Source organism: Pseudomonas sp. TE36184 (assembly GCF_054060055.1).
In genome coordinates this window covers 2,352,107-2,376,605 of the sequence record NZ_JBSSCU010000001.1, presented here as the reverse complement: position 1 = coordinate 2,376,605, position 24,499 = coordinate 2,352,107, and the positions used below count along the sequence as shown (strand labels likewise).

General features: G+C 63.7%; 20 protein-coding genes and 1 pseudogene. 16 read left to right on the top strand and 5 right to left on the bottom strand.

From position 1 onward, the window contains the following. Positions 1–28 precede the first annotated feature (28 nt). On the bottom strand, positions 29–1,483 hold the full coding sequence (locus ACVWZP_RS10360; protein ID WP_457369721.1) for an aldehyde dehydrogenase family protein: 1,455 nt from the start codon (positions 1,481–1,483) through the stop codon (positions 29–31). Between the two features lie 283 nt (positions 1,484–1,766). Here ACVWZP_RS10360 and ACVWZP_RS10355 point away from each other — a divergent pair, with 283 nt between their 5' ends. The 6 genes from ACVWZP_RS10355 (at position 1,767) to ACVWZP_RS10330 (ending at position 7,713) form a co-directional block, all read left to right on the top strand. Beyond that, positions 1,767–2,741, top strand: a complete 975-nt coding sequence (locus tag ACVWZP_RS10355) for a helix-turn-helix domain-containing protein (protein ID WP_046384102.1) — start codon at positions 1,767–1,769, stop codon at positions 2,739–2,741. Between the two features lie 218 nt (positions 2,742–2,959). Beyond that, positions 2,960–3,628, top strand: a complete 669-nt coding sequence (locus ACVWZP_RS10350) for a GntR family transcriptional regulator (RefSeq protein WP_046384101.1) — start codon at positions 2,960–2,962, stop codon at positions 3,626–3,628. 74 nt (positions 3,629–3,702) lie between these two features. Further along, positions 3,703–4,509 (top strand): ABC transporter substrate-binding protein, encoded by an 807-nt coding sequence (locus tag ACVWZP_RS10345; protein ID WP_169881459.1) that lies wholly within the window; start codon positions 3,703–3,705, stop codon positions 4,507–4,509. A 12-nt stretch (positions 4,510–4,521) separates the two neighbouring features. After that, complete coding sequence (locus ACVWZP_RS10340) at positions 4,522–5,298, top strand: amino acid ABC transporter permease (RefSeq protein ID WP_046384099.1); 777 nt, start codon at positions 4,522–4,524, stop codon at positions 5,296–5,298. Between the two features lie 2 nt (positions 5,299–5,300). Next, complete coding sequence (locus ACVWZP_RS10335; RefSeq protein WP_457369720.1) at positions 5,301–6,080, top strand: amino acid ABC transporter ATP-binding protein; 780 nt, start codon at positions 5,301–5,303, stop codon at positions 6,078–6,080. A gap of 22 nt (positions 6,081–6,102) precedes the next feature. Beyond that, complete coding sequence (locus tag ACVWZP_RS10330) at positions 6,103–7,713, top strand: gamma-glutamyltransferase family protein (protein WP_232566455.1); 1,611 nt, start codon at positions 6,103–6,105, stop codon at positions 7,711–7,713. A 28-nt stretch (positions 7,714–7,741) separates the two neighbouring features. On the opposite strand, the gene ACVWZP_RS10325 is transcribed toward ACVWZP_RS10330, so the two are convergent. The 3 genes and pseudogenes from ACVWZP_RS10325 to ACVWZP_RS10315 all read right to left on the bottom strand — a co-directional run. Continuing rightward, positions 7,742–9,223 carry an MFS transporter gene (locus ACVWZP_RS10325; protein ID WP_288081795.1) on the bottom strand — a complete coding sequence of 494 codons (1,482 nt, stop codon included), beginning with the start codon at positions 9,221–9,223 and terminating at the stop codon, positions 7,742–7,744. 66 nt (positions 9,224–9,289) lie between these two features. After that, entirely contained in the window at positions 9,290–10,045 is a 756-nt protein-coding gene (locus ACVWZP_RS10320) for a methyl-accepting chemotaxis protein (protein ID WP_370737511.1), read from the bottom strand. Between the two features lie 102 nt (positions 10,046–10,147). Beyond that, positions 10,148–11,341: pseudogene (locus tag ACVWZP_RS10315) on the bottom strand (PDC sensor domain-containing protein); the annotation flags it as partial. A 344-nt stretch (positions 11,342–11,685) separates the two neighbouring features. Between ACVWZP_RS10315 and ACVWZP_RS10310 the strand changes: the two are divergent. From ACVWZP_RS10310 to ACVWZP_RS10295, 4 genes are all read left to right on the top strand, one after another. Next, positions 11,686–13,134: an APC family permease gene (locus tag ACVWZP_RS10310; protein WP_457369719.1), complete on the top strand. Its 1,449-nt coding sequence runs from the start codon at positions 11,686–11,688 to the stop codon at positions 13,132–13,134. Positions 13,135–13,218: 84 nt separating this feature from the next. After that, positions 13,219–14,640: an aldehyde dehydrogenase family protein gene (locus ACVWZP_RS10305; RefSeq protein WP_288081791.1), complete on the top strand. Its 1,422-nt coding sequence runs from the start codon at positions 13,219–13,221 to the stop codon at positions 14,638–14,640. A gap of 11 nt (positions 14,641–14,651) precedes the next feature. Beyond that, the gene (locus ACVWZP_RS10300; RefSeq protein ID WP_457369718.1) at positions 14,652–16,001 is read left to right on the top strand and encodes an aminotransferase class III-fold pyridoxal phosphate-dependent enzyme; all 1,350 of its coding nucleotides are present in this window, start codon (positions 14,652–14,654) and stop codon (positions 15,999–16,001) included. 89 nt (positions 16,002–16,090) lie between these two features. Next, on the top strand, positions 16,091–17,413 hold the full coding sequence (locus ACVWZP_RS10295) for a hypothetical protein (protein WP_457369717.1): 1,323 nt from the start codon (positions 16,091–16,093) through the stop codon (positions 17,411–17,413). Between the two features lie 27 nt (positions 17,414–17,440). Here ACVWZP_RS10295 and ACVWZP_RS10290 read toward each other — a convergent pair whose 3' ends face one another. Next, positions 17,441–18,199 carry an IclR family transcriptional regulator gene (locus tag ACVWZP_RS10290; protein WP_457369716.1) on the bottom strand — a complete coding sequence of 253 codons (759 nt, stop codon included), beginning with the start codon at positions 18,197–18,199 and terminating at the stop codon, positions 17,441–17,443. Between the two features lie 262 nt (positions 18,200–18,461). Between ACVWZP_RS10290 and ACVWZP_RS10285 the strand changes: the two genes are divergently transcribed. The 6 genes from ACVWZP_RS10285 to ACVWZP_RS10260 are packed head-to-tail and all read left to right on the top strand — an operon-like array spanning position 18,462 to position 24,458. Further along, positions 18,462–20,003 carry an acetolactate synthase large subunit gene (locus tag ACVWZP_RS10285; RefSeq protein WP_046384090.1) on the top strand — a complete coding sequence of 514 codons (1,542 nt, stop codon included), beginning with the start codon at positions 18,462–18,464 and terminating at the stop codon, positions 20,001–20,003. Between the two features lie 11 nt (positions 20,004–20,014). Next, the gene (locus tag ACVWZP_RS10280) at positions 20,015–21,505 is read left to right on the top strand and encodes an aldehyde dehydrogenase family protein (protein WP_201022091.1); all 1,491 of its coding nucleotides are present in this window, start codon (positions 20,015–20,017) and stop codon (positions 21,503–21,505) included. Between the two features lie 26 nt (positions 21,506–21,531). After that, positions 21,532–22,326, top strand: coding sequence for an SDR family NAD(P)-dependent oxidoreductase (locus tag ACVWZP_RS10275; protein ID WP_017846967.1), 795 nt, complete (start codon positions 21,532–21,534; stop codon positions 22,324–22,326). A gap of 12 nt (positions 22,327–22,338) precedes the next feature. Continuing rightward, positions 22,339–23,379, top strand: coding sequence for a WD40/YVTN/BNR-like repeat-containing protein (locus ACVWZP_RS10270; protein ID WP_046384088.1), 1,041 nt, complete (start codon positions 22,339–22,341; stop codon positions 23,377–23,379). 11 nt (positions 23,380–23,390) lie between these two features. Continuing rightward, on the top strand, positions 23,391–23,840 hold the full coding sequence (locus ACVWZP_RS10265; RefSeq protein ID WP_046384087.1) for a VOC family protein: 450 nt from the start codon (positions 23,391–23,393) through the stop codon (positions 23,838–23,840). 15 nt (positions 23,841–23,855) lie between these two features. After that, a complete protein-coding gene (locus ACVWZP_RS10260) occupies positions 23,856–24,458 on the top strand; it encodes an amino acid synthesis family protein (protein WP_046384086.1) in 603 nt (200 codons plus the stop codon). Positions 24,459–24,499: the final 41 nt, after the last annotated feature.

Below are 24,499 nucleotides of genomic sequence, written 5' to 3'. Positions count from 1 at the left end.
GGCGGGGCGATCAGGCCCGGTTTTTTTTTCAGGTGGGCAGCAGCACGGTGATGACCTTCTCCTCGGTGTAGGCCATCGCGCCGCCGAAACCGCCCTCGCGTCCGATGCCACTGGTCTTGACACCGCCCCAGGGCAGGTTGGCATCCAGCGGGCTCCAGCAGTTGACACCCACGGCGCCGACCTTCACCGCCGCGGCCACGCGATGCGCGCGCGCCAGGTCGGTGGTCCACACCGTGGCCGCCAGGCCGTAGGTGGAATCGTTGGCCAGTGCGACAGCCTCTTCTTCGCTGTCGAACGTGATCACGGTGCCGACGGGGCCGAAGATTTCGTCGCGGGCGATCGCCATCTCGTTGTTGGCGTTGGCGAAGATCGTCGGCCGCACAAACCAGCCGCGCTCAGGCGTCGATACACCGCCGGCGAGCAGAGTAGCGCCTTGGTCGATGCCCAGTTGGATGTAACGGTTAACGCGATCGAATTGCGCTTTCTTGGCCACCGGGCCCATCTGTATGCCGGGTTCGCGCGGATCGCCGACCTTGACCGCTCGCGCCGCCTCGGCCAGCGCTGCGGCGAAACGCTCGGCAATGCCGCGCTGCACCAAAATGCGCGAGCCGGCGGCACAGACCTGGCCCTGGTTGGCGAACAACCCGAGGGTGCAACCGCGCAGCGCGTCGTCAAAGGGCGCGTCGTCGAAGACGATCTGCGGGCTCTTGCCGCCCAGTTCCAAGGCCACGTGCTTGAACAGCACACCGGCGGTGCGCTGGATCTCGCGTCCCGCCTCGGGGCTGCCGGTGAAGCTGATCTTGGCGACGTGCGGGTGTTCGCACAACGCACGGCCCACCTCGGCGCCGTAGCCGGTGACCACGTTGATCACGCCATCGGGGAAACCCGCTTCCTGAGCCAGCGCGGCCAGGTGCAGGGCGGACTGCGGCGTTTCTTCCGAAGGCTTGATGACCACGGTGCAGCCGGCGGCGAGCAACGCCGCGAGTTTCCAGACGGTGATCATCAGCGGCGAGTTCCAGGGCACGATCGCACCGACTACGCCCACCGGCTCGCGGACTGTGTACGAGAGCGTCTTGGTGCCGAAGTAGCCGCCAGTGGGAATGGTGCGCCCCTCCAACTGGTTGGCCCAGCCGGCGGCGGCACGCAGGTTGGCGACCGCGTTGGGGACGTCCAGCCGGCGCGGTTCGAGCGGCGAACGGCCGATGGCGTCGGCGTCCAGGTCGGCCAGCACGTCGGTGTCACGCTCTACCAGGTCTGCCAGTTTCACCAGCAGCCGCCCGCGCTGGGCGCCATCGAGCTGGCGCCAGGCGCCATGTTCGAGTTGGCGCTGCGCGGCGGCTACGGCGCGATCCACGTCTTCGGCCGTGCCGCGTGCGCAGCTGCCGTACACCTGTTCTGTCACGGGGTTGACCAGGGCAATGCGCCGGCCGTCGGAGGCTTCGACGCCAGTGCCGGCGATGAAGTGATTCAAATGTTCAGTCATGTTTGAGGCCTAAGTGATGGAGGACCGGTGTGAACCGCTCAAGCCTTGAAGGAGGCCAGTGCCTCGCGGGGCATCCGCGCAGTGCAAGGATTCAGGTATGCCGATCATCCCTATGGCGCGCCGCTTGCCGTTAGCCCGAATTGGCACTTGAGACGGCTGCCGTGAGCGCGCCGCCCCGCGAATTGAGGCGTGCACAAAGGAATGTGCAGGTTTTGCGCTATGTGCGAATATCGCCGGGAAGAATGCTCAAAAAAAAAGAATATTGGCAGAGGCTTTCGGCACCATGAAAAACCCGCTCATCAGCCACTTTCAAGATATCCATGTGCATGCGGCCACCATCGAGGAATGGAGCCAGGACTACAGTCAATTAACCGCGGGTTCGGCTGAGAGTTCGCTCATGCAACTGTCGACTGCCGGTTGCCATGTGTTTCGCGAGCAGATTAACCAGCGCGTCGTGCAACACGGCGCGGCGCCGCGAGGCAAGATGTGTTTTGCCGTGCCGATCACCGTGCCGGGTTCGGTTCGGATGCAAGGGCGGGAGGTGGACGACAGCAGCCTGTTCTTCCTTCACGGTGGCGAGGAGTTCATGTTCCATATGCCGATGGGCATGGAGTTGTTGTCCATCACGTTCGAGCGTGAATTGTTCGAGCAGGCACTGGCGCAAACGGCGTCGGCGAAGGAGGTCGGCCAGTTGCTGCGTCAGCCGGTGATCAGGGTGTCCACGCAGCGCGTTGCCGGCGCTCGTCGGCGCTTGCTGGCGATGTTCTCCCAGGCCCTGATGCACGAAGCGCTCGACAGCACGCGAGACCGCGAGCGGGAGCAGGCGTTGGAACAGGCCATGCTTGGCGAGCTGCTGCAACTCTTGACCGACCCGGCCTGTGACAAGCAGCAACGCAGCCCAAGTTCCACGGGCAGTTTCATCGTCGAGAAATGCCACCGTCTGGCGACGGCGCAGTTGAACAGCGTGCCCAGCGTGAACGACTTGTGCCAGCGCCTGCAAGTCAGTCGCCGCACCGTGCAGAACAGCTTTCGCGCGGTCGCCGAGACCACGCCCCTGAACTACCTGCGCTCCGTGAGGCTCAACGGTGTGCGCCGGACCTTGATGTCCACCCGCGCGTCGGAGCTCTCGATCGGCGATATCGCTGCCCAATGGGGCTTCTATCACCTCAGCCATTTCGCCGCGGAGTACCACGCGCTGTTCGCCGAGTTACCGTCGCACACCGCACGTGCCGCCATCGCCGTCTGCGCGCGGGCCTGACGATCCAGTTGTTACGGTGCTGCCGATCTGCTCACGGATAGTGCATGGACTGTCCTCTTTAGTAGCACATCGTCCGGACAGGATCGGATGGGCGACTGCGAAGTATCCGACGACTACATCTAAATCAATCACTTAAGTCGACAGGCCAGAACCTGGCACGCCTCGTGCATTTTTGAATTTATGGATAATTGGATACAAAAATGCAAAGGTACCGCCGAATGCAATTTGCCCCCGCTTACGTTGACCGTCAGCCCCTGACTGCCGAGGAAGAGGCCTACAACTTCCTGCTCAATGCCATTTGCGGCGGCCGCTACCGCAAGGGCGACCGCCTGATTGCCGAAGACATCGCCAGTGAAATCGGTATGAGCCGCATGCCGGTGCGCGAAGCGTTCCGCCGCCTGGATGCCCAGGGCCTGGTGACCTTGCGCCCCAACCGCGGCGCCATCGTCGGCGGCCTGGATATCGATGAGCTGCACGAAGTCTTCGAGATGCGCAGCGCCCTCGAAGGCCTGGCGGTGCGTGTTGCGGTCGGTCGTATCGGCGAGCGCCAACTGGCGGCCCTGGAGCGCTTGCTGGACGAAATGGACGACTACCGCGACGAAAGCGCCGTGTGGGTCAGCCGGCACCGCGCGTTCCATGAATACCTGTGCAGCCTCAGCGGCCGGCCGCGGCTGATGAAGCAGATTTCGGCGTTGTACTCACTGGTCGAGGCGCCCATGCGCTTGTGGTTGCAACACGGTGAGAAACCCCTCAGCGCGCGCCAGGAACACGCGGTGATCCTCGACGCCATCCGTGCCGGTGACGCGGCGCGCGCCGAAGCCGTGGTGCGCGAGCACATCGAAGGCACCGTGCCGGCGCTGATTCAATTCCTGCAATCGGAACAATAGAAGCGGGCCCAAGCCCGCCTGTGTGTTGACGTTGAGTCCTGCCCCCGTTATTCAACGAACTGGAGTGTCTGGTCATGCATAAACGCCGCGCCTTGCTGGTGGCTCTCTCTCTCGGCCTCTGTACCCCATGGGCCTTCGCTGCGCCCCAGGTGCCGGAGCGTCTGCAGAAAGTCGATAAGCTCATCTACTGCTCGGGGATGGATTCACCGCCCCTGGTGTCCTTCGACGAAACCCAGAAACCGCGCGGGCTCACCGTCGACCTCGGCGTGGAAATCGCCAAGCGCCTGGGCGACAAACAGGTGCAATGGCGGGTGATTCCGTTCTCCGGGCTGGTGCCGGCGTTGCTCGCCCAGCAGTGCGACATGATTGTCGATCAACTGTTCGACAAGCCCGAACGGCGACAGGTGATCGACATCGTCAACTACATGTATTCCAGCCAGTCGGTGGTGGTGCCCAAGGGCAACCCCAAGGGCATCAAGACCCTGGATGACCTGTCCGCGCACAAAGTGGCGGTGCTCAACGGTTCCACCATCAAGACCCTGTTGGACACCCACAACGACAGCCTGACCAAGGCCGGCAAGCCACCGATGAAGCTGGTGGTCTACAACACCGACACCGACGCGTTCCAGGCCCTGCGCATCAGCCAGGTCGACGCCTACGGCACCACCGTGGAAACCGCCGGTTACTACGCGGCCATGGCCCCGGACCTGTTCCAGGAAGGCGTGCCGGCGTTCAGTCGCATCCTCACTGGCCTGGGCATGCGCAAGGACGACCCGCAACTGACCGCCGCCGTGCAGCAGATCATCAGCGACATGCGCAGCGATGGCAGCTACGTGCGGTTGCTGGACAAATGGCATGTCAGCAGCGACACACTCGACTGAGGCAAACCTGCGATGAATTTCAATTGGGATGTGTTCTGGCAGTACCTGCTGCAGCCCAGCGGGGTGTACCTCACCGGGCTCTGGTTGACCTGCCTGATCAGCGTGCTGGCGATGCTGCTCGGCTGCGTGCTGGGGCTGGCGGCGGCGCTGTTGCGCTTGTCGAAGAACCCGCTGTTGCACCTGCCGGTACGCTTTTATGTGTGGTTGATGCGCGGCACGCCGTTGCTGGTGCAGATCGTGTTTCTGTACACCGCATTGGCGGCGGGCGGGATTTTCCGCTTCGAGGACATCGAGCTGTTCGGCCTGATCGTGCCCGGCAATATCCAGGCGGCCATCATCGCCCTGGGCCTCAACGAAGGCGCGTACATGGCCGAGATCATCCGTGCCGGTATCGGCGCGGTGGACAAGGGCCAATACGAAGCCGGGCGTTCCCTGGGCATGGGCTTCGCCAAGCTGATGCGGCGCATTGTGCTGCCCCAGGCCTTCCGGGTGATCGTGCCGCCGCTGGGCAACGAGTTCAACGTGATGCTCAAGAACACCACCCTGGTCAGCGTGATCGGTGTGCAGGAGCTGCTGCTCAGTACGCAGATGATCACCTCGGCGACCTTCCGCGTATTTGAGCTGTACCTGGTGGTCGCCCTCTACTTCTTGACGCTGACGACACTGTGGGGCTTTTTCCAACGCTGGCTGGAGACGCGCTTCAGCCAGTCCGACCGGCCCACCGCGCCGCCGACGGCGTCCAGCCGCCTGTTCGGGCGCAGCACCCTGAAACTGCTGAGGGGACGTTAACCATGGCGCACCAAAGTGAAGAACTGATCATCGAAGCGCTGGATATCCACAAGTCGTTCGGTACATTGCCGATTCTCAAGGGCATCTCGCTGCAAGTACGCCGTGGCGAAGTGGTGGTGCTGATCGGCGCCTCCGGCTCCGGCAAGACCACCTTTATCCGCTGCATCAATTTGCTGGAAGACATCCAGGGCGGGCGCATCCGCGTCAACGGTCGCGCCATGGGTTATTGCGAGCGCAGCGACGGCAGCCTGGTGCGCGATTCAGAGCGCAACATCGCCCGTCAGCGCCGCGACATCGGCATGGTGTTCCAGCGTTTCAACCTGTTCCCGCACATGACCGCGCTGGAAAACATCATCGAAGCGCCGATCCAGGTGCTCGGCACGCCGCGTGCGCAAGCGCTGGAACAGGCCCGTGGCCTGCTGGCGCGGGTCGGCCTGGCGGACAAGGCCAGCCATTACCCGTCGATGCTCTCCGGCGGCCAGCAGCAACGGGTGGCGATCGCCCGCGCGCTGGCGATGAAGCCCCAGGCGATGCTGTTCGACGAGCCCACCAGCGCCCTCGACCCGGAAACCGTCGGCGAAGTGCTGCAGGTGATGAAGGAACTGGCCGAGGAGGGCATGACCATGGTGGTGGTCACCCATGAGATGGGCTTCGCCCGTGAAGTGGCCGACCGCGTGGTGGTGCTCGATCAGGGCGAACTGATCGAGCAGGGCCCGCCGGAACAGATCTTCAGCCACCCCAGCCATCCGCGTACCCGAGCCTTTCTCAGCCGCGTGTTATGACTTTTTTTGAAGAGCCTTTGCCATGTTGAAATTTTCTGCTCACGAGTACCCTTATCCGTCGCAACGCCAAAGCGTCTTCGCCCGTCGCGGCATGGTCGCGGCGTCCCAACCGCTGGCCGCCCAGGCCGGGATCGAGATCATGCAAAAGGGCGGTAATGCCATCGATGCCGCCATCGCCACGGCGGCGGCGCTCACCGTGGTGGAACCCACCGGCTGCGGCCTGGGCGGCGATGCCTTTGCCCTGGTGTGGTGCAAGGGCCAGTTGCACGGCCTGAACGGCAACGGCCACGCGCCGGCCGCCTTGAACATCGAGGCGGTCAAGGCGGCGGGCCATGAGCGGATGCCGCTGTACGGCTGGACACCGGTCACCGTGCCCGGTTGTCCATCGGCCTGGGCGGAGCTGTCGCAACGCTTCGGCAAGTTGCCCTTTGCCGAACTGCTGCAACCGGCGATCAGCCTGGCGCGCGACGGTTTCCCCGTGTCGCCGGTGGTCGCCCATCAATGGCAGATCGCCCTGAATGAATTCAGCCCCCATCGCGACGCGGTGCTGGACGCCTGGTTCGACACGTTCCTGATCGACGGGCGCGCACCACAGGCCGGGCAGATCTTCCGCAACCCGGCCCAGGCCCACACGCTGGAAGAACTCGCCGCGACCCGCTGCGAAAGCCTCTATCGCGGCGCCTTGGCCGAGCGCCTTGACGCGCACTCCCGCGCCAGCGGCGGTTACCTGCGCGCCAGCGACCTCAAGGATTACCGCGCGCAGTGGGTGGCGCCGATCCATATCAATTATCGCGGCGTGGACGTCTGGGAAATTCCGCCGAGCGGGCAGGGGCTGGTGGCGTTGATGACGCTGAAGATCCTTGAAGGCTTCAGCTTCGATCACCGCGACAGCCAACAGACCTGGCACCGTCAGTTGGAAGCGATGAAGCTCGCCTACAGCGACGGCCTGCACTACATCACCGACCCCCAGCATATGCGTGTGGCGGTGGCCGATCTGCTGAGCGACGCCTACAGCACGCGCCGCCGCAGCCAGATCGGTGAACAGGCGCAGCCGCCCAAGCCCGGCGACCCCCACGCCAGCGGCACGGTATACCTGGCCACGGCGGACGCCGAAGGCAATATGGTTTCGTTCATCCAGAGTAACTACCACGGCTTCGGCTCCGGCGTGGTGCTGCCCGACAGCGGCATCGCCCTGCAGAATCGCGGGCAGGAATTCAGCCTCGATCCGGCCCACGCCAACTGCCTGGCCGCGGGCAAGAAAACCTTCCACACCATCATCCCGGGCTTTCTCACCAAGGACGGCCAGGCTCTCGGACCGTTCGGCGTGATGGGCGGCTACATGCAGCCCCAGGGCCATGTGCAGATGGTGATGAACCTGGTGGACTTCGGCCTCAACCCCCAGGCGGCCCTGGACGCACCGCGCTGGCAATGGCTGGGCGACATGAAGGTCGGCATCGAACACGGCGCTTCGCGGGACTTGGTCAATGCACTGGCGCGGCGCGGGCATAAGGTGCAGACCGACAGCGACCTGACCGACTACGGGCGTGGGCAGATCATTCTGCGCGACCCGGTCAGCGGCGTGCTGTGCGGGGGGACCGAGCCGCGGACGGATTCGCATATCGCCGTGTGGTGAGCCGCTGATCGAGCCCAAGGGCGCGGTTTCACTGCGCCTGCCGGCTCAGCTTGACCAGCAGCGCGGCCATCAACAGCAGTACCGCCATCGTCACCAGCACGACCACGAAGCCTGCATCAAACGCCGCACGGGCGAACGCCGTCAGCATGGCGGCGCCCTCGGGTGACAAGGTCTCGGCGACTTTCAGCGCGTCGTCGAGGCTCTCGAATGTCATGGGGTTTCGGCTCAGCCATGACGGGATCATCAGGCCTGTCGAGTACGCGTAGATCGCTGACAAGAGGCTGCCTGCCAGTGTCACGCCCACCGCACCGCCCAGTTCGAACGAGACTTCCTCAAGGGAGGCGGCCATGCCGGCCTTGTCGGCGGGCACGCTGAGCATGATAGTGCTCGACGCTGCGGTCAGTGCCGCCCCCATGGTCAGGCCCAGCAGCGCCAGGCTGACGATTTGCAGCGGCACTGCGGCGTTGTACAGCGACACATAGGCCAGCATCGCGGCGGCTGACAGCAGCAATGTCCAGAACAGCATGCGTTGGTTGCCCAGGCGCGGCAGGTAGTAGCCGGCAAGCGGGCCGGCGACGAAGGAACCCAGTGGCAGCGGCAGGATGAACAGCGCCGCGTCCAGCGGCGACAGGCCCAGCACCAGCTGCAGGCGCTGGCTGAACACCAGTTCCATGCCAATCAAGGCGGCGGCGGACACGAGCGCTGCAATCACGGCATTTCTGAATCCGGGCGTGCTGAACAACGACAGATCGAGCATCGGTTGCGTCGCTCGGCGTTGGCGCCGAATGAACAGTGTGAGGCAGAGCGCACCGAGCACGACCGCCACCAGCATGGCGTCGAAGGAGGGCACCCGTTTGCCGAGTTCCTTGACGGCATACGCCATGCTGATCAACCCGATCATCACCTGCAGCGAACCCAGCCAATCCCAACGTCGTTCGGGGTTTCCCGGGTGGTCGGGGATCAACAGCACGCCGACGAGCAACGCCAGCAGCACAATCGGCACGTTGATCAGAAACACCGAGCCCCACCAGAAATGCTCCAGCAACAGGCCACCCACCACCGGCCCGAACGCCGCGCCCCCCGAGGCCACCGAGGCCCAGATCCCGAACGCCATGGCCTGTTCGCGCTCGTCGGTGAACGTCAACCGGACCAGGGCCAATGTGGCGGGCATCATCATCGCTGCGCCGACCGCCAGGAACCCCCGCGCGCCGATCAATACGCTGGCCGAAGGCGAGAAGGCTGCGATCAGCGAGCACAGCCCAAATACACTCAAGCCCCCGATAAATAGCCGTTTATGCCCCAGGCGGTCGCCGAGCGTGCCCATGCCCAGCAACAGCCCGGCGGCGATCAGCGCATAGATATTGATGATCCACAGTTTCTGCGACGCCGTCGCACCGAGCTCGCGCGTCAGTGTCGGCAACGCGGTGTACAGCACGGTCATGTCAATCACGATGAGCAGCAATGCGCTGGAAATAATGGCCAGGATCAACCAGCGTCGCGAAGCGGTCATGGGCAGGGCTCGATGGGTAAAGTGTCGAAGGCCGGCCACTGTAGCTCAGTTGTGCTGCATTGCCCCTCACACACGGAAATGGCCCACCAGGTTCTGTTGATGGTTGGCCATTTCATGCAGTGAGTCACTGGCCCTGGAGGCCTCGTTCATGCGCGTGGTGAGTGTTTCGCTGATGCCTCGGATGTCACTGACACGCTGGCTGATATCGTCCACGACGGTGCTTTGTTCCAGGGCGGCGCTGGCGATCTGCTGGTTCATCTGCTCGATCACGTCCACGGCCTGGGAGATGTTCTGCAGCGCCGCACGCGTCTGTTGCACCTGGATCACGCTGCTGCCGGCTTGTTCGCGACTCAGTTGAGTGCTGTGTACCACCTCCTGGCTCAGCTGTTGCAACCTCTCGATCACGTTGCGCACCTGTTCGACCGAACTCTGGGTGTTGCTGGCCAGGTGCCTGACTTCATCGGCCACCACCGCAAAACCGCGCCCTTGTTCGCCCGCTCTGGCCGCTTCGATGGCCGCGTTCAAGGCCAGCAGATTGGTCTGTTGAGCGAGGGTGCAGATCACGTCCAGCACCTGGCTGATCTGGCTGCTGCTGTCGGCGAGGGCGTGTACCTGCTTGAGTGTGGCGTCCAGGCGCTGGTCGAGGTGTTCGATGTTGTGTACGGCGCTGGCGAAGACGGCCTGACCGGAGCGGCTCGCGCTTTCCGCGGCGCTCGCGGCGTCGGCGGCAGAGTGCGAGTGGCGCGCCACTTCCTGGGCACTGGCGCTCATTTCATGCAGCGCGGTCGCCGCCAGTTCCACTTCACGGTACTGGCGCTGCATGCCTGCGCTGACCTCCCGGGCAATGCCCGAGGACGTGTCGGCACTGGTGCGCGTGTCCCGCGAGGCGGATTGGATGTCGCGGATGATCGGCTGCAATTTGTCCAGGAAACGGTTGAAACCGTTGCTCAGTGCGCCCAGCTCATCGTGGCGAGCCACCGGCAGGCGTTGGGTGAGATCACCGTCGCCATCGACAATCGCATCGAGCAGGCTGGCCACCTTCAGCAGCGGGCGCGTCACGCCGTAGGCCGCCAGCCAGATCAGCAGCATGCCCAGGCAACTGGCGAGCAAACCGAGGCCCAGGTTGAGCCAATTGGCCTGGCGGCGTTGGGCATCCAGTTCGCTCTGCATCTGCCGAACGGGGGCCTGCGCCACGGCTTGCGGCACCTTCAGCTGCAACGTCCACGGTGGGCTGCCCGCCACGGTCTGGACGGCCTGACTGATGTCGATGCTGGCGCCCGAGACCTCGCCACTGCGCCCGGCCACCTGGCCCGAGTTTGCGACTATGCTGACTGCGCTGGCGCCCTGGTACAGATCCTGGCGCAGGTTGGCCGCGAGTTTCTGCAGGGTGTCGAGGCCGATGTCCATGCCGACCACGCCGATCGTCGTGCCGTTGGCGATCAGTGGAATCGAAATGCTACTCATCAGGACTTTGCGGCCCTCCACCTCGCTTTCATAGGGCGCCACCACACAGGTGCGGCCCTGGGCCTGCGGGCAGACGTACCAGGCGTTTTCCGGCTCACTGCCCGCCGGCGCATGGTTGGCGGTGATTTGCGGCTCGGTGAGTACTTCCTGGACCAACTGCCCCGGTTGGCTCTGCGACCAATACAGCGCGAACCGGCCTGTTTCGTTGCCTGCCAACGCACGTTGCGCGGTGAACTGCGCGTCGGCACCTGCCAGCGCATCGGGCAGCAACACCACGTACAGGCCGAGCACTTTGTCGCGCTTGAGCAGTGTCTGGCGAGTAATGTTCACCAGTGTCTCGCGCAGTTGTGTCGCCGAGAGGTGGCCATTGAGGGTTTGTTCGCGCAGTTGCAGGACCTGTTGCGCGAAGCCTTCGCCATACAGCGCCGTCTCATTGAAAAACCGCGCAACCTGCTGACCGTGGGCAACCGCCTGGGCCTGCAAGTGCTCCGTGGCCGCTTGCGCCAGCAACTGAGTGCTGCGTGCCTTGAGCAGTTCTGCACTTTGTTGATTCTGGTACAGCGAGGCGCCGGTCAATGCGGCGACAACGGCCAGCAGGCACAGCCCGCTCAGGAGTGTGATGCGCCATTGAATAGTCAGGTGAGCAAAAGGCATGGCTGGGGGTTCCTGCGCGTGAGGGCTCTATGGGCTGTAATAGCCTGGTGGGCGCCGTCGTTTCTTATTGTTGCTAGCCGACATCCGGGCATAGCACGGCGACCCTAGAGTGCAGGGATGAACATCCGGGGGGTTATCCCAAATCGGCGGGGAACGGTGCTGGACGCTGAACTGTTTTGGGGCGGTGCAGGCGATGCTACCGATTTGGGATAGCGAGGGGTTTGTAGGGGGGCATAGGATCGAATACAGCGTGCAAGCCAAAAAATAAAAGCGCTACCCGGTGCCGATAGAGCCTTGATCGGAGCCACCCCACAGCGACTGCCTCATACAATAAGGTCAATAACATGAGTGTATCTATTCAGGTCAACAGCTCCACGGAGTTGAAGCGAGGCGCCCTGGGTGTCGGCTTCATCATCTTTTTCGTGGTTTCGGCGGCGAGTCCGCTCAGTGTCATCGCCGGCGGTTTTCCGATTGGCATCATGCTGGGTAACGGTGCCGGCACCCCGGCGTTGCTGCTTCTCGCCTTGCTGGTGCTATTGGCGTTCTCGGTGGGTTACACCACCATGTCCCGGCACCTCACCAACGCTGGCGGTTTCTATGCCTTCACCTCGCGTGGCCTGGGCGGTTTGGCCGGGGGCTCGGCGGCGGTGTTGGCGATGTTTGCCTATAACATTCTCCAGATCGCCCTGTATGGCATGTTCGGCGGCGTGGTCAGCGGCACCATGGAGAGCTTGGTTGGCCTGGTGTTGCCGTGGTGGTCGTATTCGCTGATGGCGATGGCCAGTATTGCGGTCCTCGGTTATCGCAAGATTGATCTGTCGGCCCGGGTATTGTCGGTCGTGGTGATCGCCGAGTACCTGGCGATCCTCACCCTCGACTTCGCCATTCTCAAGAGCGGCGGTGACAGCGGGGTCAATCTCGACGCATTCAGCAGCCAGCATGTGTTCAGCGGTACGCCGTCGATCGGCCTGCTGTTCTGCTTCGCCGCCTTCATCGGCTTCGAGGCCACGACGATCTACGGCGAGGAAGCGAAAAACCCGCAGCGCACCATTCCGATTGCCACCTACTGTTCGGTGCTGTTGATCGGTGGGTTCTATGCGCTGTCGGTCTGGGCGATGGTGGTGGGCGTGGGCGCGGACAAGATCGTGCCGATGCTGCAGGCATTACAGGACCCCACGACCTTTATCTACGGCATGTCCGATCACTTCGTCGGGCCTTACCTGACCCAGATCATCCGCGTGCTGTTCATGGTCAGTATCTACGCCGGGCTGTTGGCATTCCATAACGCCGCCGCGCGCTACTTCTACGCGATCGGCCGTGACGGCCTGCTGCACAGTCTGCTGGGCACCACGCACCGCGTGCATCAGAGCCCGCATATGGGCTCGGCCTTGCAGAGCCTGATCGCGGCAGTGGTGGTGCTGATCTTCGCCGCCTTGGATGCGGACCCGATCCTGCAACTGTTCGCCTGGTTCTCCAACCTCGCCACCCTGTGCGTGATTTTGTTGATGGCGATGACCTCGGTCGCGGTGTGTGTGTATTTTCACCGGCATCCCGAGCTCAACGTCAGCGTTTTGCGCGGGCGCATTCTGCCGGGGATCTCCTGCCTGGCATTACTGATGGTGCTGGTACTGGCGGTGGCGCATTTCGATGTGCTCACGGGCGCCAGCAAGCTGTTGTCGTACAGCCTGTGCGCCGTCATCCCCCTGGCCCTGCTCGGCGGCATCTTTCTCGCCGCGCGCTTGCGCAAGGTATCGCCCCAGCGGTTCCTGGCGTTGGGCAGCCACAAGCTCTAAGGCATCAACCCGGTACAACTCTACTGCGAACTGTGCGCTTGTCGGTGTCCGACAAGGCGTGCCTGCGTTAAAGGAAAATTGCACATGCACCATTACACGATGCTGATCAACGGGGTTCAGGTTGCCGGTGAAAACGGGCAGTTTGACGTGATCAACCCAGCCACCGGCACCGCATTCGCACAGTGCCCGGCCGGTTCCCTGGCGCAACTGGACCAGGCGGTGGCGGCTGCCCAGGCGGCCTTCAAAACGTGGCGGCACAGCACTCACGCGCTGCGTTGCGAGCGCCTGCTGGCGATTGCCGAGGCGATCGAACAGGATGCCGACGCCCTGGCCCGGTTGATCGTTCTCGAACAGGGCAAACCGCTGGAGCTGGCGTTGTCCGAAGTCATGGGCGCCGCCGCGTGGACCCGCTATGCCGCCGCGCAACAGATCCCCGTGGAACTGGTGGAAGAAACCCCCACCCAGCGTGTCGAGTTGCACCGCAAGCCGCTGGGCGTGGTGGCTTCCATCACACCGTGGAACTGGCCGGTGATGATTGCCGTGTGGCACATCATGCCGGCGTTGCGTGCCGGCAATTGCGTGATCAGCAAACCCTCGAGCCTGACGCCATTGAGCACCTTGCGCCTGGTGGACATCATCGCTCGGCATCTGCCCCACGGGGTGATCAATTGCGTGACCGGTGAGCAAGGTTTCGGCAGCGCGATCACCTCCCACCCCGGTATCCAGAAGATCGTCTTCACCGGCTCGACCGCCACCGGGCAAAGCGTGATGCGCGGCGCTGCTGGCAACCTCAAGCGATTGACCCTCGAACTGGGCGGTAACGATGCCGCCATCGTACTGCCGGGCACGCCGGTGGAAGAGGTCGCCGAAGCGATTTTCCAGGCAGCGTTCCTCAACATGGGCCAGACCTGTGCGGCCCTCAAGCGTTTGTACGTTCATGAGTCCCAGTACTCGGCGTTTGCCGATGCACTGACGCGCATCGCCGCACGCCAGGTCGTCGGTGACGGCCTGGCGCCGGGGGTCACGTTTGGTCCGGTGCAGAACCTGGAGCAACTGCAACTGGTCGAGGCACTGGTCGCCGATGCGCGCGAACACGGCGCGCGGGTTTTGTGCGGCGGCGCACGCCTGGAGCGTCCGGGGTTCTTTTATCCACCCACGCTGGTCGCCGATGTCACGGACGGCCAGCGGCTGGTCGACGAGGAGCAGTTTGGCCCGGTGTTGCCGTTGATCGCCTATCAGGATGTGGAAGACGTGCTGCGTCGCGCGAATGCGGGCGACATGGGCTTGGGCGGCTCGGTCTGGGGGCCGGACGTCGAACAGGCGACGGCGTTGGCCAGTCGTCTGGAAAGCGGCGTGGCATGGGTCAACTGCCATGCCCGCATCCAGCCGAACACGCCGTTCGGCGGCAGCAAGATGTCCGGGTTCGGTGTCGAGTTCGGCCTTGAAGGGCTGCTGGAATTCACCGGGCAACAGCTGTTGTTTGTCCACAAGCGTGACGCTGAGTAAGGGCCTGAGCCATGTACGAAAAATACAAAACTGCGCAGAAGAAATTCTGGCATCCGATGAGTTCCAGCGCCCCGGCGCAGCGTGCCAAGACCTTGATCATTGCCCGTGGCGACGGCAACTACATCACCGACATCGACGGCCAGCGCATGCTCGACGGCGTGGGCGGCCTGTGGAACGTCAACATCGGGCACAACCGTGCGTCGGTCAAGGCCGCGATTGCCGCGCAACTCGACGAACTGGCGTATTACCAGACCTTCGACGGCATTGCCCATCCGCGGGTGTTCGACCTGGCCGAGCGGCTGACGTCGATGTTCGCCCAGGAGCAGATGACGCGTGTGCTGTTCAGTTCCGGTGGCTCCGATGCGGTGGAGACCGCACTGAAAATGGCCCGCCAGTACTGGATCGCCAGCGGCGAGCCGGGGCGCACGCGCTTTTTGTCCCTGCGCAACGGTTATCACGGCGTACACATGGGCGGCACGTCAGTGGGCGGCAATGGGGTTTATCACTACAACCACGGGCCGTTGTTGGCCGGATGCCATTTGCTCGACACCCCATGGTTGTATCGCAACCCTTGGGACTGCCGGGACCCGCAAGCGCTGACCGCACACTGCATTCGCCAGCTTGAAGATCAGATCGCCTTGCTGGGCGCGCAGACCATCGCCGCGTTGATCGCGGAACCGGTGCAAGGCGCCGGTGGCGTGATCGTGCCGCCGGACGACTACTGGAAGCGCCTGCGTGAGGTGTGCGACCGCCACGGCATTCTGTTGATCGCCGACGAAGTGGTCACCGGTTTCGGTCGCTCGGGCTGCATGCTCGGCAGCCGCGGCTGGGGTGTCGCGCCGGACATGCTGTGCCTGGCCAAAGGCATCACCGCCGGTTATATCCCGCTGGGCGCAACGATGTTCAATCAGCGCATCGTCGACGCGATTGAGCACGGCGAAGGCTTCAGTAACGTGATCATGCACGGCTACACCTACAGCGGGCATCCGACCGCCTGCGCGGCCGCTCTGGCGGTGCTGGATATCGTCGAAGCCGAGGACCTGCCGGGCAACGCCGTCAAGGTCGGCGGGCAATTGCTCGAACAGCTGCAAGCACTGACCGAGCGTTACGCCGTGGTCGGTGAAGTGCGCGGCAAGGGCCTGATGATTGCCCTCGACCTGGTGGCGGACAAAACCACCCGCGAACCGCTGAACCCGGCGGCCGGGCAGCCTTTGCGGATCGCTGACGCGGCACGCCGCGCCGGGGTGCTGGTGCGGCCGATCGGCAACAAAATCGTTCTTTCGCCACCGCTGACCCTCACGGGCGGGGAGGCCGAATTGATCGTCGCGGCGCTGGACACCGCGCTCGCCGCTTGCGGCTAGCCCTTGCGAGCCTGGCGCAGCGCGGCTGCGCCAGTGTTATGCGAATACCTAAGACAGCCTTTGAAGGTGCACCTCAAGGAGTTTCAACCATGCGGTATCCATCCCCTCCCTTTCGCCGCAGCACCCTGGCTGCCACATTGGCGCTTTGCGCCGTCGGCCAGGCCCATGCCTATGAGGTTTACAGCGACGAGAGCCGGCATCTGAACGCCGATATGACCGCCGTATTCGGTCAGTTCAACAGTCGCAAAAACTATGACGGCGCCCCGGGCGGTTCGACCTGGCGCGAAGGCTTCATCAAATACGGCTTGAGCGGCGACCAGGCCCTGGCAGGCAAAGGCACGGCCTATGGCGCGTTCGCGCTGGTCAGTTCCGCGACCTGGGGCGACGGTGATCCGGCCGGCAATACCCTCGGCACCGAACACACCACGAAAATTGAAGACGCTTACCTCGGGTGGCGTTCCGGCGACCTGTTTCCGGCACTGGGCAAGGACGGTGTGGATATTTCCGGTGGGCGCCAGGTGGTCAAGATCGGTCGTGGTTTCCTGATCAACGACGACGGGCCGAACCTGGGCAAGGGCCCGGCGGATGGCGCGCTGAACCGTGGTGGGGCCTTTTACCTGGCGGCGCGGCATGCCTTCGATCAAACCGCGGTCCTGCGCCTGGGCGGGCAGGAGGGCGTGCATGGCAGCGTGTTGTGGCTCAAGTCCGACAACCGCGCCCAGGCTGAAACCGAACTGGCCGCCGGCACCCTGGATTACACCGCCAAGCCTGGCACTCTGGGGTTGACCTGGGTGCATGGCATCGATGTGAACGAGCGCTGGGCCAGCGATTTTCAGCGCCAGCGCAAGGGTATGAACGTCTACAGCGTGCGCGGCGAAGGCGATGCCGGGCTGCCGAACGTCAGCCTGGCATTCGAGTATGCCTGGCAGGACAAAGACGCCGGGCCTGAAAAAGCCTGGTACGGCGAAGCCGGCTACACCTTTGCCGACATCGCCTGGGCGCCGAAGCTGACCTATCGCTATACCCGTTATTCGCAGAAGTGGGATTCGCTGTTTACCGGGCTCAGCACGGGTTACGGCACCTGGTTCCAGGGCGAGGTGGCCTCCAACTATGCCGGCCCGTTCAACAGCAACACCGGTATCCATCACGTCGGTCTCAAGGCAACGCCATTGGAGAACCTGACGGTCGGCGCGCTGTACTTTGACTTCGACACGTTGCGCAAAAACAATGCGCTGAACCTCGATGCGCGGGAGCTGGACGTCTACGTCGAGTGGGCCGTCAACCCGCACCTGATCGTCACGCCGCTGATCGGCCTCTACAAGCCGAAGCAGGACTCCACCAGCGGCGGCAACCAGACGGTCGGCAATGGCACCAACCTGTACAGCCAATTCACGGTCGCGGTGCCATTCTGAGGTTGACGGCCGTCGCGTTCCTGACCCTCAGGACGCGGGGGCGCTCGGTGGGTTGCGCATGTTTTCGGCAATTCGCCGTGTGGTGTCTATCACCATTTCGATCACGGTTTCCTGACGCAGCAGCTTGAAGCTCTGGCTGCTGCCGACGGCGGACAGACTGCCGACCACCTCGTCCATATCCGGCCGGATGATGGGCGCGGCGATGCCGGTCAGGCCCAGGTTGAGTTCGTCGTGGGTCAGGCAGTAGCCGTCCTTGCGGATCTTTTTCGCGGCCTTGGAGAAGCTGGCCCAGTCGTATGGGCTGTCCGGGTCGTTGGCCATGTGTTCTTCGAACAGGCGTTGCAAGCGTCGACCTTTCTGAAAGGCGATCAGCACCTTGGATTGCGCGCCGCGAAAAAACGGCAGCGGGTGTCCGCGGCCAAAGGAGAAGTGGTAGGTGTCGCTGGGTTCGGCGATGTAGGTGTTGATGATGCGCCCGTCATAAAAAACGCTGGCGAACACGGCCAGGCCGGTCTGGGCGGACAGTTCGTGCATCAGCTCGCGCCCGGCGAGGAGGATGGGGTCGTACTGGCGCATCATCCAGTCCAGTTCGATCACGCGCGGCCCCAGGCCGTAGCTGCCGGCATCCACGCGGGTCAGCAGGCCGGCGTCACACAGGTCCTTGACGTAGCGATACACGGTGGCGCGCGACAGGCCCATGCGCTCGGCGATGGTGTCCGGATCGATCTTCAACGTCTGCGGACCGAACAGGTCCAGGACACTCAACAACTTGCTCAGACTGCTCATTTCGTTCCTAGAAAAGGGGATGGCACGCGGGTGAGCACTATAGGCACGCCCGCCCGCGCTGAAAAGACGGCCGGCCCGATGGGGGGCCGTCACGCCACACTATCGCAGTTAAGCGAAAAAGCAATCGTCGCAGCACTTTTCATAACCGATTAATTGGCATTTATCTCATAAGTAGAGATAAATGGTAAAAAACAGCTTGTTTGATGTGATTTTATGTGTGATAAATCTCATCAAAGAAGATGCTCAAGCGAGAGGGCTGATAATGAATGGTGCGCAACTGATAGTGAATGCGGCAGCGGCAAGCGGTATCGAGTACTGCTTCGCCAACCCGGGAACCACGGAGATCCCGCTGGTGGCGGCCATGGCCAGCGCGCCCGCCCTCAAGCCGGTGTTGTCGTTGTTCGAAGGCGTCTGTACCGGAGCGGCGGACGGTTACGGCCGCGTCGCCGGCAAGCCCGCGATGACGCTGACTCACCTGGGCCCGGGGTTTGCCAATGGCATCGCCAACCTGCACAACGCGCGGCGCGCCAACACGCCTATCGTCAATGTGATCGGTGACCACGCCTCATGGCACGTCAACTACGACCCGCCCCTGGCCAGCGATATCCAGGCCCTGGCCGGCACCGTGTCCGGCTGGGTTCGCACATCGCGCACCGCCTCGGCGATCGGTGAGGACCTGCAGGAAGCCGTGCGTGCCGCCTGGCAAGCCAAGGGCCAGATCGCCAGTCTGATCCTGCCGATGGACCTGCAAGCCGCCGCGGTGACGCACAACGGTGTGTTCACGCGGATGCAGGCGCCGATCCGCCGCTTTGCCGGCGACCGTATCGAAGCGGTCGCGCAGGCCTTGCGTGATGGTCAGCGGCTGGTCTTCATCGTCGGTGATCAAGGCTTGTCGGTTGCCGGCCTGGAAGCGGCAGGGCGTCTGGCGCAATTGCCCGGTGTGCGGCTGTTCGCCGAAACCTTTCCCCGGCTCAGCTACCGGGGCGGCGGTCTGCCGGACCTGGACCGCCTGCCGTACTTCCCGGAAGTGGCCATCGAGATCCTCGAGCAGTACGACAAGGTGGTCTGTGCCGGTGTCCCGGAACCCATCAGTTACTTCGGCTACGAAGGTATTCCGTCGCGGCTGGCCGAACGTGAGCGCTTGCTGTCGCTGGCCGACGTCGGCGACGACGTGGCCGGGGCGTTGACCGCGCTGGCCGACGCGCTGAATGCACCGGCTTATGTGCCGACCCCGCGGGGGATCGAGCTGCCGCCAGGCGAGGCCGCGTTGACGCCGCAGTCGGTCGGCCAAGTGCTGGCCGCAGCGCTGCCGGACGACTGCATTGTCTCGGTCGAAGGGGGCACTTGCGGCTATCCGTTTTTCACCGCCTCCGCCAGTGCGGCGCGGCACCGTGTGTTGACCAACACCGGCGGCGCGATTGGCCAGGGCATTCCGGTCGGGTTCGGCGCCGCGCTGGCGGAGCCCGGTACCCGGGTGTTTTGCCTGCAATCGGACGGCAGCGCGCAGTACACCATTCAAACCCTGTGGAGCATCGCCCGCGAGCAATTGCCGGTGGTGATCCTGATCGCCGCCAACCACCGCTACGCGATCCTGCAGAACGAACTGCGCCGTTTCGGCATGACCGAACTCGACCCGCAAGCCCTCAGCCTGACCGTGCTGGACCGTCCGCGGATCGACTGGAAAGCCCTGGCCACCGGCTACGGCGTGCCGGCCCGTACCGTACACACCAATGCCGAACTGCAACGGGCGCTGGCCAATGCCGCCGCCGATGCGGGCCCTTGCCTGATCGAAATGGCACTGTGAAGGAGTCGATGATGAATCAGCTTGACGTGTTACCCGCCGTCCAGGCGTTCCTGTCTCAACCCGGCCGTCTGTTCATCGGCGGTACCTGGCAAGACGCGGCCAGCGGTCGCCGGTTCGCGGTGGAAAACCCGGCCACCGAAGAAACACTCACGGAAGTCGCGCGCAGCGACGAGCGCGATGTGGATGCCGCCGTAGCCGCCGCCCGCGCCGCATTCACGGGGGCTTGGGCGCAGCAGTCACCGGCCCAGCGCGGCGTGTTGCTGTTTCGCCTGGCGGACTTGCTCGACCAGCACCGCGAAGAGCTGGCGCAACTGATCACCCTGGAAAACGGCAAGCCGATTACCAACGCACGCGCCGAGGCGGCCAGCGCGGCCAGCATCCTTCGTTACTTCGCCGGTTGGCCGACCAAGATCGAAGGCAGCACGCTGCCGGTATCGCCGGCCAGCGGCGCACCGATGCTCAACTACACGTTGCGCGAGCCGGTGGGCGTCTGCGCCTTGATCGTGCCGTGGAACTTCCCGTTGAACATGTGCGTGTGGAAGCTCGGCCCGGCGCTGGCCACCGGCTGTGTGGCGGTGCTCAAGCCCGCCGAGCAGACGCCGCTGGTGGCGATCCGGCTGGTGCAGTTGATCGAGGCGGCGGGCTTCCCGCCGGGTGTGGTCAACCTGATCACCGGCCTGGGCGCCGAGACCGGCGCACCGCTGGCGCAGCATCCTGACGTGGACAAGATCGCCTTCACCGGCTCGACCCAGGTCGGGCGGCTGATCGCCCAGGCGGCCACCGGCAACATGAAGAAGGTCTCGCTGGAGCTGGGCGGCAAATCACCGAACATCATCTTGCCCGACGCCGACATCGTGCGCGCCGCCAAGGGCGCCGCCGATGGGATTTTCTACAACCAGGGCCAGGTGTGTACGGCGGCATCGCGCCTGTACGTACACGCCAGCGTGCTGGATCAGGTGCTCGAAGAATTGCAGCGCCACGCTGCCGCCCATGTCCTCGGCAACGGCCTGGACCCGGCCAACAGCATGGGCCCGCTGGTGTCCGCGCGGCAGCTGGATACGGTCAAGGGCTACCTGCAGCGCGGCCAGGAGGAGGGCGCCGAACTGATTTGCGGCGGCGGCCGCCCCGAGCACCTGGAACGCGGGCACTTCATCCAGCCGAGCGTGTTCCTCGATCGTGCCGAGCGTGCCTGCGTGGCCCGCGAAGAGATCTTCGGCCCGGTGCTCACCGTCATGAGCTGGACCGACGTCGATGACCTGGTGTTGCGCGCCAACGACTCGCCCTATGGCCTGGCCGCCGGCCTGTGGACCCGCGACTTGCGCTCGGCGCACCGCCTGGCGGCGCAGCTCCAGGCCGGTTCGGTGTGGATCAACTGTTGGAACGTGGTCGATGCGGCTTCGCCGTTCGGCGGCTACAAGCAATCCGGCTGGGGCCGGGAAATGGGCAAGAACGTTATCGACGCCTACACCGAGACCAAAAGTGTGTTTGTCGATCTCGGCTGAACAGAATAATCACAAGAGGAACTGCTATGGATCTGGAATTGAAAGGCCGCGTGGCAATCGTCACCGGAGGTGGCATGGGCATCGGCAAGGAAGTTGCGCGCTTTCTGTCCGAAGAAGGCTGCAAGGTGGTGATCTGCGCGCGGCGCATGGCGTTTCTCCAGCTGGCCGCCGAAGAGATCAGCGCGCAGACCGGCAACGAAGTACTGCCGCTGTTCTGCGACACCAACGATATGTCGGCCGTGTCGGAAATGGTCGCCGCCGCGCACAAGCACTTCGGCCGCATCGACATCCTGGTCAACGGTGCCGCGGCGCCGTCGGGCGTGGTGCGCAATGACATCGAGCATGCCGGCGACGACGAGTTGCTGTCGGACCTCAACACCAAAGTGATCGGCTACTTCCGCTGTGCCAAGGCCGTGACCCCGCACATGAAGGCGGGCGGTTTCGGTCGCATCATCAACATCGGCGGCCTCACCGGGCGCAGCAGCAAAGTCCTCTCGGGGATGCGCAACCTGGCGATCGCGCACATGACCAAAACCCTGTCCGACCAGTTGGGCGCGTTCGGCATCACGGTCAACCTGATCCACCCGGGCGTGGTCGACACCCCGCACATCCGCGAGCTGTACGAGCGCGAAGGGATCAAGCAGGGCAAGACCCCGGAGCAGGTCGAGCAGGGCTACATCGACGCAACGCCGATTCGCCGCACGCTGGCGCCCATTGAAATGGGCTGGCTGATCGGCTTCCTGGCGTCCCCCAAGGCTGGCGCGGTGACCGGTGAATCCATCGGCATCGACGGCGGCCTGACCCGTGGCATCTTCATCTGAGGAGTAACTGCGATGAGTAACGGAACCCTATTAGTCGCCACCGTCGGCCAGGCCGTGATCCGTAGCGCCGACGATGGCCGCAGTTGGCATCGTCTCGGCCTCGGGCAGGATCTGGAGTTCGATGCGATCACCCGTTCGCTGAGCTTTCACCCCGGTACGCCGGACGTGATTTATGCCGGCACCGACATTGGTTTGTGCGTCAGCCACGACACAGGCGGCCATTGGCAGCAGGTCGACACGCCGTTCAACGGGCAGACCGTGTGGAAGGTGGCGGTCGACCCGCAGGATGCTCTGCGGATATTCGTCGGCACCGGTGCGCCTTCGCGCGCCGAGCTATGGCGCACCCTGGACGGCGGCCTGAGCTGGGATCGCGCGCCGGTGGAAATCCCGGAGTTCTGTGACGGCGTCAGTCGTCCACGGTTGCTGGCCTTCGCCTACGACCCCACCGACCGCAACCAGGTGTGGTTCGGCCTCGAGGAGGGCGGGCTGTTCCATTCGCGTAACGGCGGCGAAAGCTGGATGCGCGTCGATGATCGGCTGCTGTGGGACTTCAACTCGGACATTCACAACATCCTGGTCCTGCCCAATCACGGTGAGAAAGTCATCGTGGTGGTTTGCGTCAATGCGGTTTACCGCAGCCTCGATGAAGGGCTGACCTGGACCGGCATCGTCGCCCGCGAAGCGTTTGGCCTGTATTACGCGCGCGCCATGAGTGCGCCATTGGGCACGCAGGATACGCTGTACCTGAGCATCTCCGACGGCACGCCGGGCACCACCAGCAAGATCCTGGTCTCCCATGATGCCGCGCTCAGTTGGCAGGTGTTGCCGCTGCCGCAACAGCCCAATTCCTGTGTGTGGGCTATCGCCTTCAACCCGGCGAACCCTCGGCAAATCGTCGCGGGCACCAAGTACGGCCATTTGTTCACCTCCGAGAACGGCGGTGACGGCTGGCAGAAGCAGTGGCGCGAATTCAGTGAGATCGCTGACGTGCTGTGGACGCCCGCCGTGGCGCAGATCAAGGCGGGGCATCAATCCATCGTCAAGAAAAACTGAGGTAGTGCGTGATGAAAGTCGAAGTCCTTCGTACTCACTTATCGCTATGGGTGAGTGATCCAGATGTGTCAGCACTTTGGTACGCCGACATCCTGGGTATGCACGAAAGTGCCCGTGGCGAGAGCTGGGTGATGATGGCGTTTGGCACCAAGCACCACGACATTGCGTTGATTCGTGCCGAACCCGGCGCCCATCAGGGCGGGTTGGGGTTGCAGCACTACGGATTGGAAATCGCCGGCGACATGACCACCCTGCGCCAGCTCTACGGCATGTTGCTGAGCAAAGGCGTCGAGGTGGTGAAAATCACCGATCACGAAATCGGCCATGGCGTGTATTTCCACGATCCGGATTGTAATCGCATGGAATTCTTTCTCGAGACCGAGCACGACGACGCACTTGGCAAGGCCCGCTTCAAGGCCGCCGGCGCGCCGAGCCGGAACTTTAAACTCGACCCACTTTGAATAGAGGCAGCTCTGATGAAAACCGCGAATTTCGCCAGCTATCACATCCGTAAATGGTACAGCTTCATTGAAGAAACCCTGGCCAACGAAACCGGCCAGTTGGCCGATGGCGAACCTGTGTACAAGTACGCCATCGCTGCAGTGATTGCCAACCCCTATGCCGGCCGCTTTAGCCAGACGCTGGATGCATTGGTGGACGACTCGCCGTTGCTGGGCGAAGAGTTCGGCCGGCGCATCAACGCACTGGCCGGCGAGCACGAGATTGTCAGCTACGGCAAGGCTATCCTGGTGGGCACCGAGGGCGAGTACGAGCACGGCAACGCGTTCCTGACCAACCCTGCCGCCGATCCGATCCGTGTCGCGCTGGGCGGTGGCAAATCCTGGGTGCCGTCCACCGGCAAACGTGGCGGTCCGGGTTCGACCATTGACGTGCCATTGGCTCACAAGGATGCGCTGTATGTGCGCTCCCATTACGACAGCATGTCGCTGATGTTCGGTGACGGTCCTTCGCCGGACGAGATCGTTGTGATCTGGGCCTTCGCCACGCGCGGACGCCTGCATGCACGGCTCGGCGGTTTGCAGGCGGCGGATGTGCAAGGTCTCGACGGGCTGCACTGAGCCCGGGCGCAAGGCCTTGCGTGGCATCCGATCAAAACCAC

Bases quoted from the DNA above. Each gene is read 5' to 3' on its own strand.
- ACVWZP_RS10260 (WP_046384086.1), top strand. From the start codon at position 23,856: ATGAAAACCGCGAATTTCGCCAGCTATCACATCCGTAAATGGTACAGC.
- ACVWZP_RS10350 (WP_046384101.1), top strand. From the start codon at position 2,960: ATGCAATTTGCCCCCGCTTACGTTGACCGTCAGCCCCTGACTGCCGAG.
- ACVWZP_RS10295 (WP_457369717.1), top strand. From the start codon at position 16,091: ATGCGGTATCCATCCCCTCCCTTTCGCCGCAGCACCCTGGCTGCCACA.
- ACVWZP_RS10360 (WP_457369721.1), bottom strand. From the start codon at position 1,483: ATGACTGAACATTTGAATCACTTCATCGCCGGCACTGGCGTCGAAGCC.
- ACVWZP_RS10325 (WP_288081795.1), bottom strand. From the start codon at position 9,223: ATGACCGCTTCGCGACGCTGGTTGATCCTGGCCATTATTTCCAGCGCA.
- ACVWZP_RS10265 (WP_046384087.1), top strand. From the start codon at position 23,391: ATGAAAGTCGAAGTCCTTCGTACTCACTTATCGCTATGGGTGAGTGAT.
- ACVWZP_RS10310 (WP_457369719.1), top strand. From the start codon at position 11,686: ATGAGTGTATCTATTCAGGTCAACAGCTCCACGGAGTTGAAGCGAGGC.
- ACVWZP_RS10355 (WP_046384102.1), top strand. From the start codon at position 1,767: ATGAAAAACCCGCTCATCAGCCACTTTCAAGATATCCATGTGCATGCG.
- ACVWZP_RS10340 (WP_046384099.1), top strand. From the start codon at position 4,522: ATGAATTTCAATTGGGATGTGTTCTGGCAGTACCTGCTGCAGCCCAGC.
- ACVWZP_RS10285 (WP_046384090.1), top strand. From the start codon at position 18,462: ATGAATGGTGCGCAACTGATAGTGAATGCGGCAGCGGCAAGCGGTATC.
- ACVWZP_RS10320 (WP_370737511.1), bottom strand. From the start codon at position 10,045: ATGCAGCGCCAGTACCGTGAAGTGGAACTGGCGGCGACCGCGCTGCAT.
- ACVWZP_RS10270 (WP_046384088.1), top strand. From the start codon at position 22,339: ATGAGTAACGGAACCCTATTAGTCGCCACCGTCGGCCAGGCCGTGATC.
- ACVWZP_RS10345 (WP_169881459.1), top strand. From the start codon at position 3,703: ATGCATAAACGCCGCGCCTTGCTGGTGGCTCTCTCTCTCGGCCTCTGT.
- ACVWZP_RS10300 (WP_457369718.1), top strand. From the start codon at position 14,652: ATGTACGAAAAATACAAAACTGCGCAGAAGAAATTCTGGCATCCGATG.
- ACVWZP_RS10275 (WP_017846967.1), top strand. From the start codon at position 21,532: ATGGATCTGGAATTGAAAGGCCGCGTGGCAATCGTCACCGGAGGTGGC.
- ACVWZP_RS10280 (WP_201022091.1), top strand. From the start codon at position 20,015: ATGAATCAGCTTGACGTGTTACCCGCCGTCCAGGCGTTCCTGTCTCAA.
- ACVWZP_RS10330 (WP_232566455.1), top strand. From the start codon at position 6,103: ATGTTGAAATTTTCTGCTCACGAGTACCCTTATCCGTCGCAACGCCAA.
- ACVWZP_RS10305 (WP_288081791.1), top strand. From the start codon at position 13,219: ATGCACCATTACACGATGCTGATCAACGGGGTTCAGGTTGCCGGTGAA.
- ACVWZP_RS10290 (WP_457369716.1), bottom strand. From the start codon at position 18,199: ATGAGCAGTCTGAGCAAGTTGTTGAGTGTCCTGGACCTGTTCGGTCCG.
- ACVWZP_RS10335 (WP_457369720.1), top strand. From the start codon at position 5,301: ATGGCGCACCAAAGTGAAGAACTGATCATCGAAGCGCTGGATATCCAC.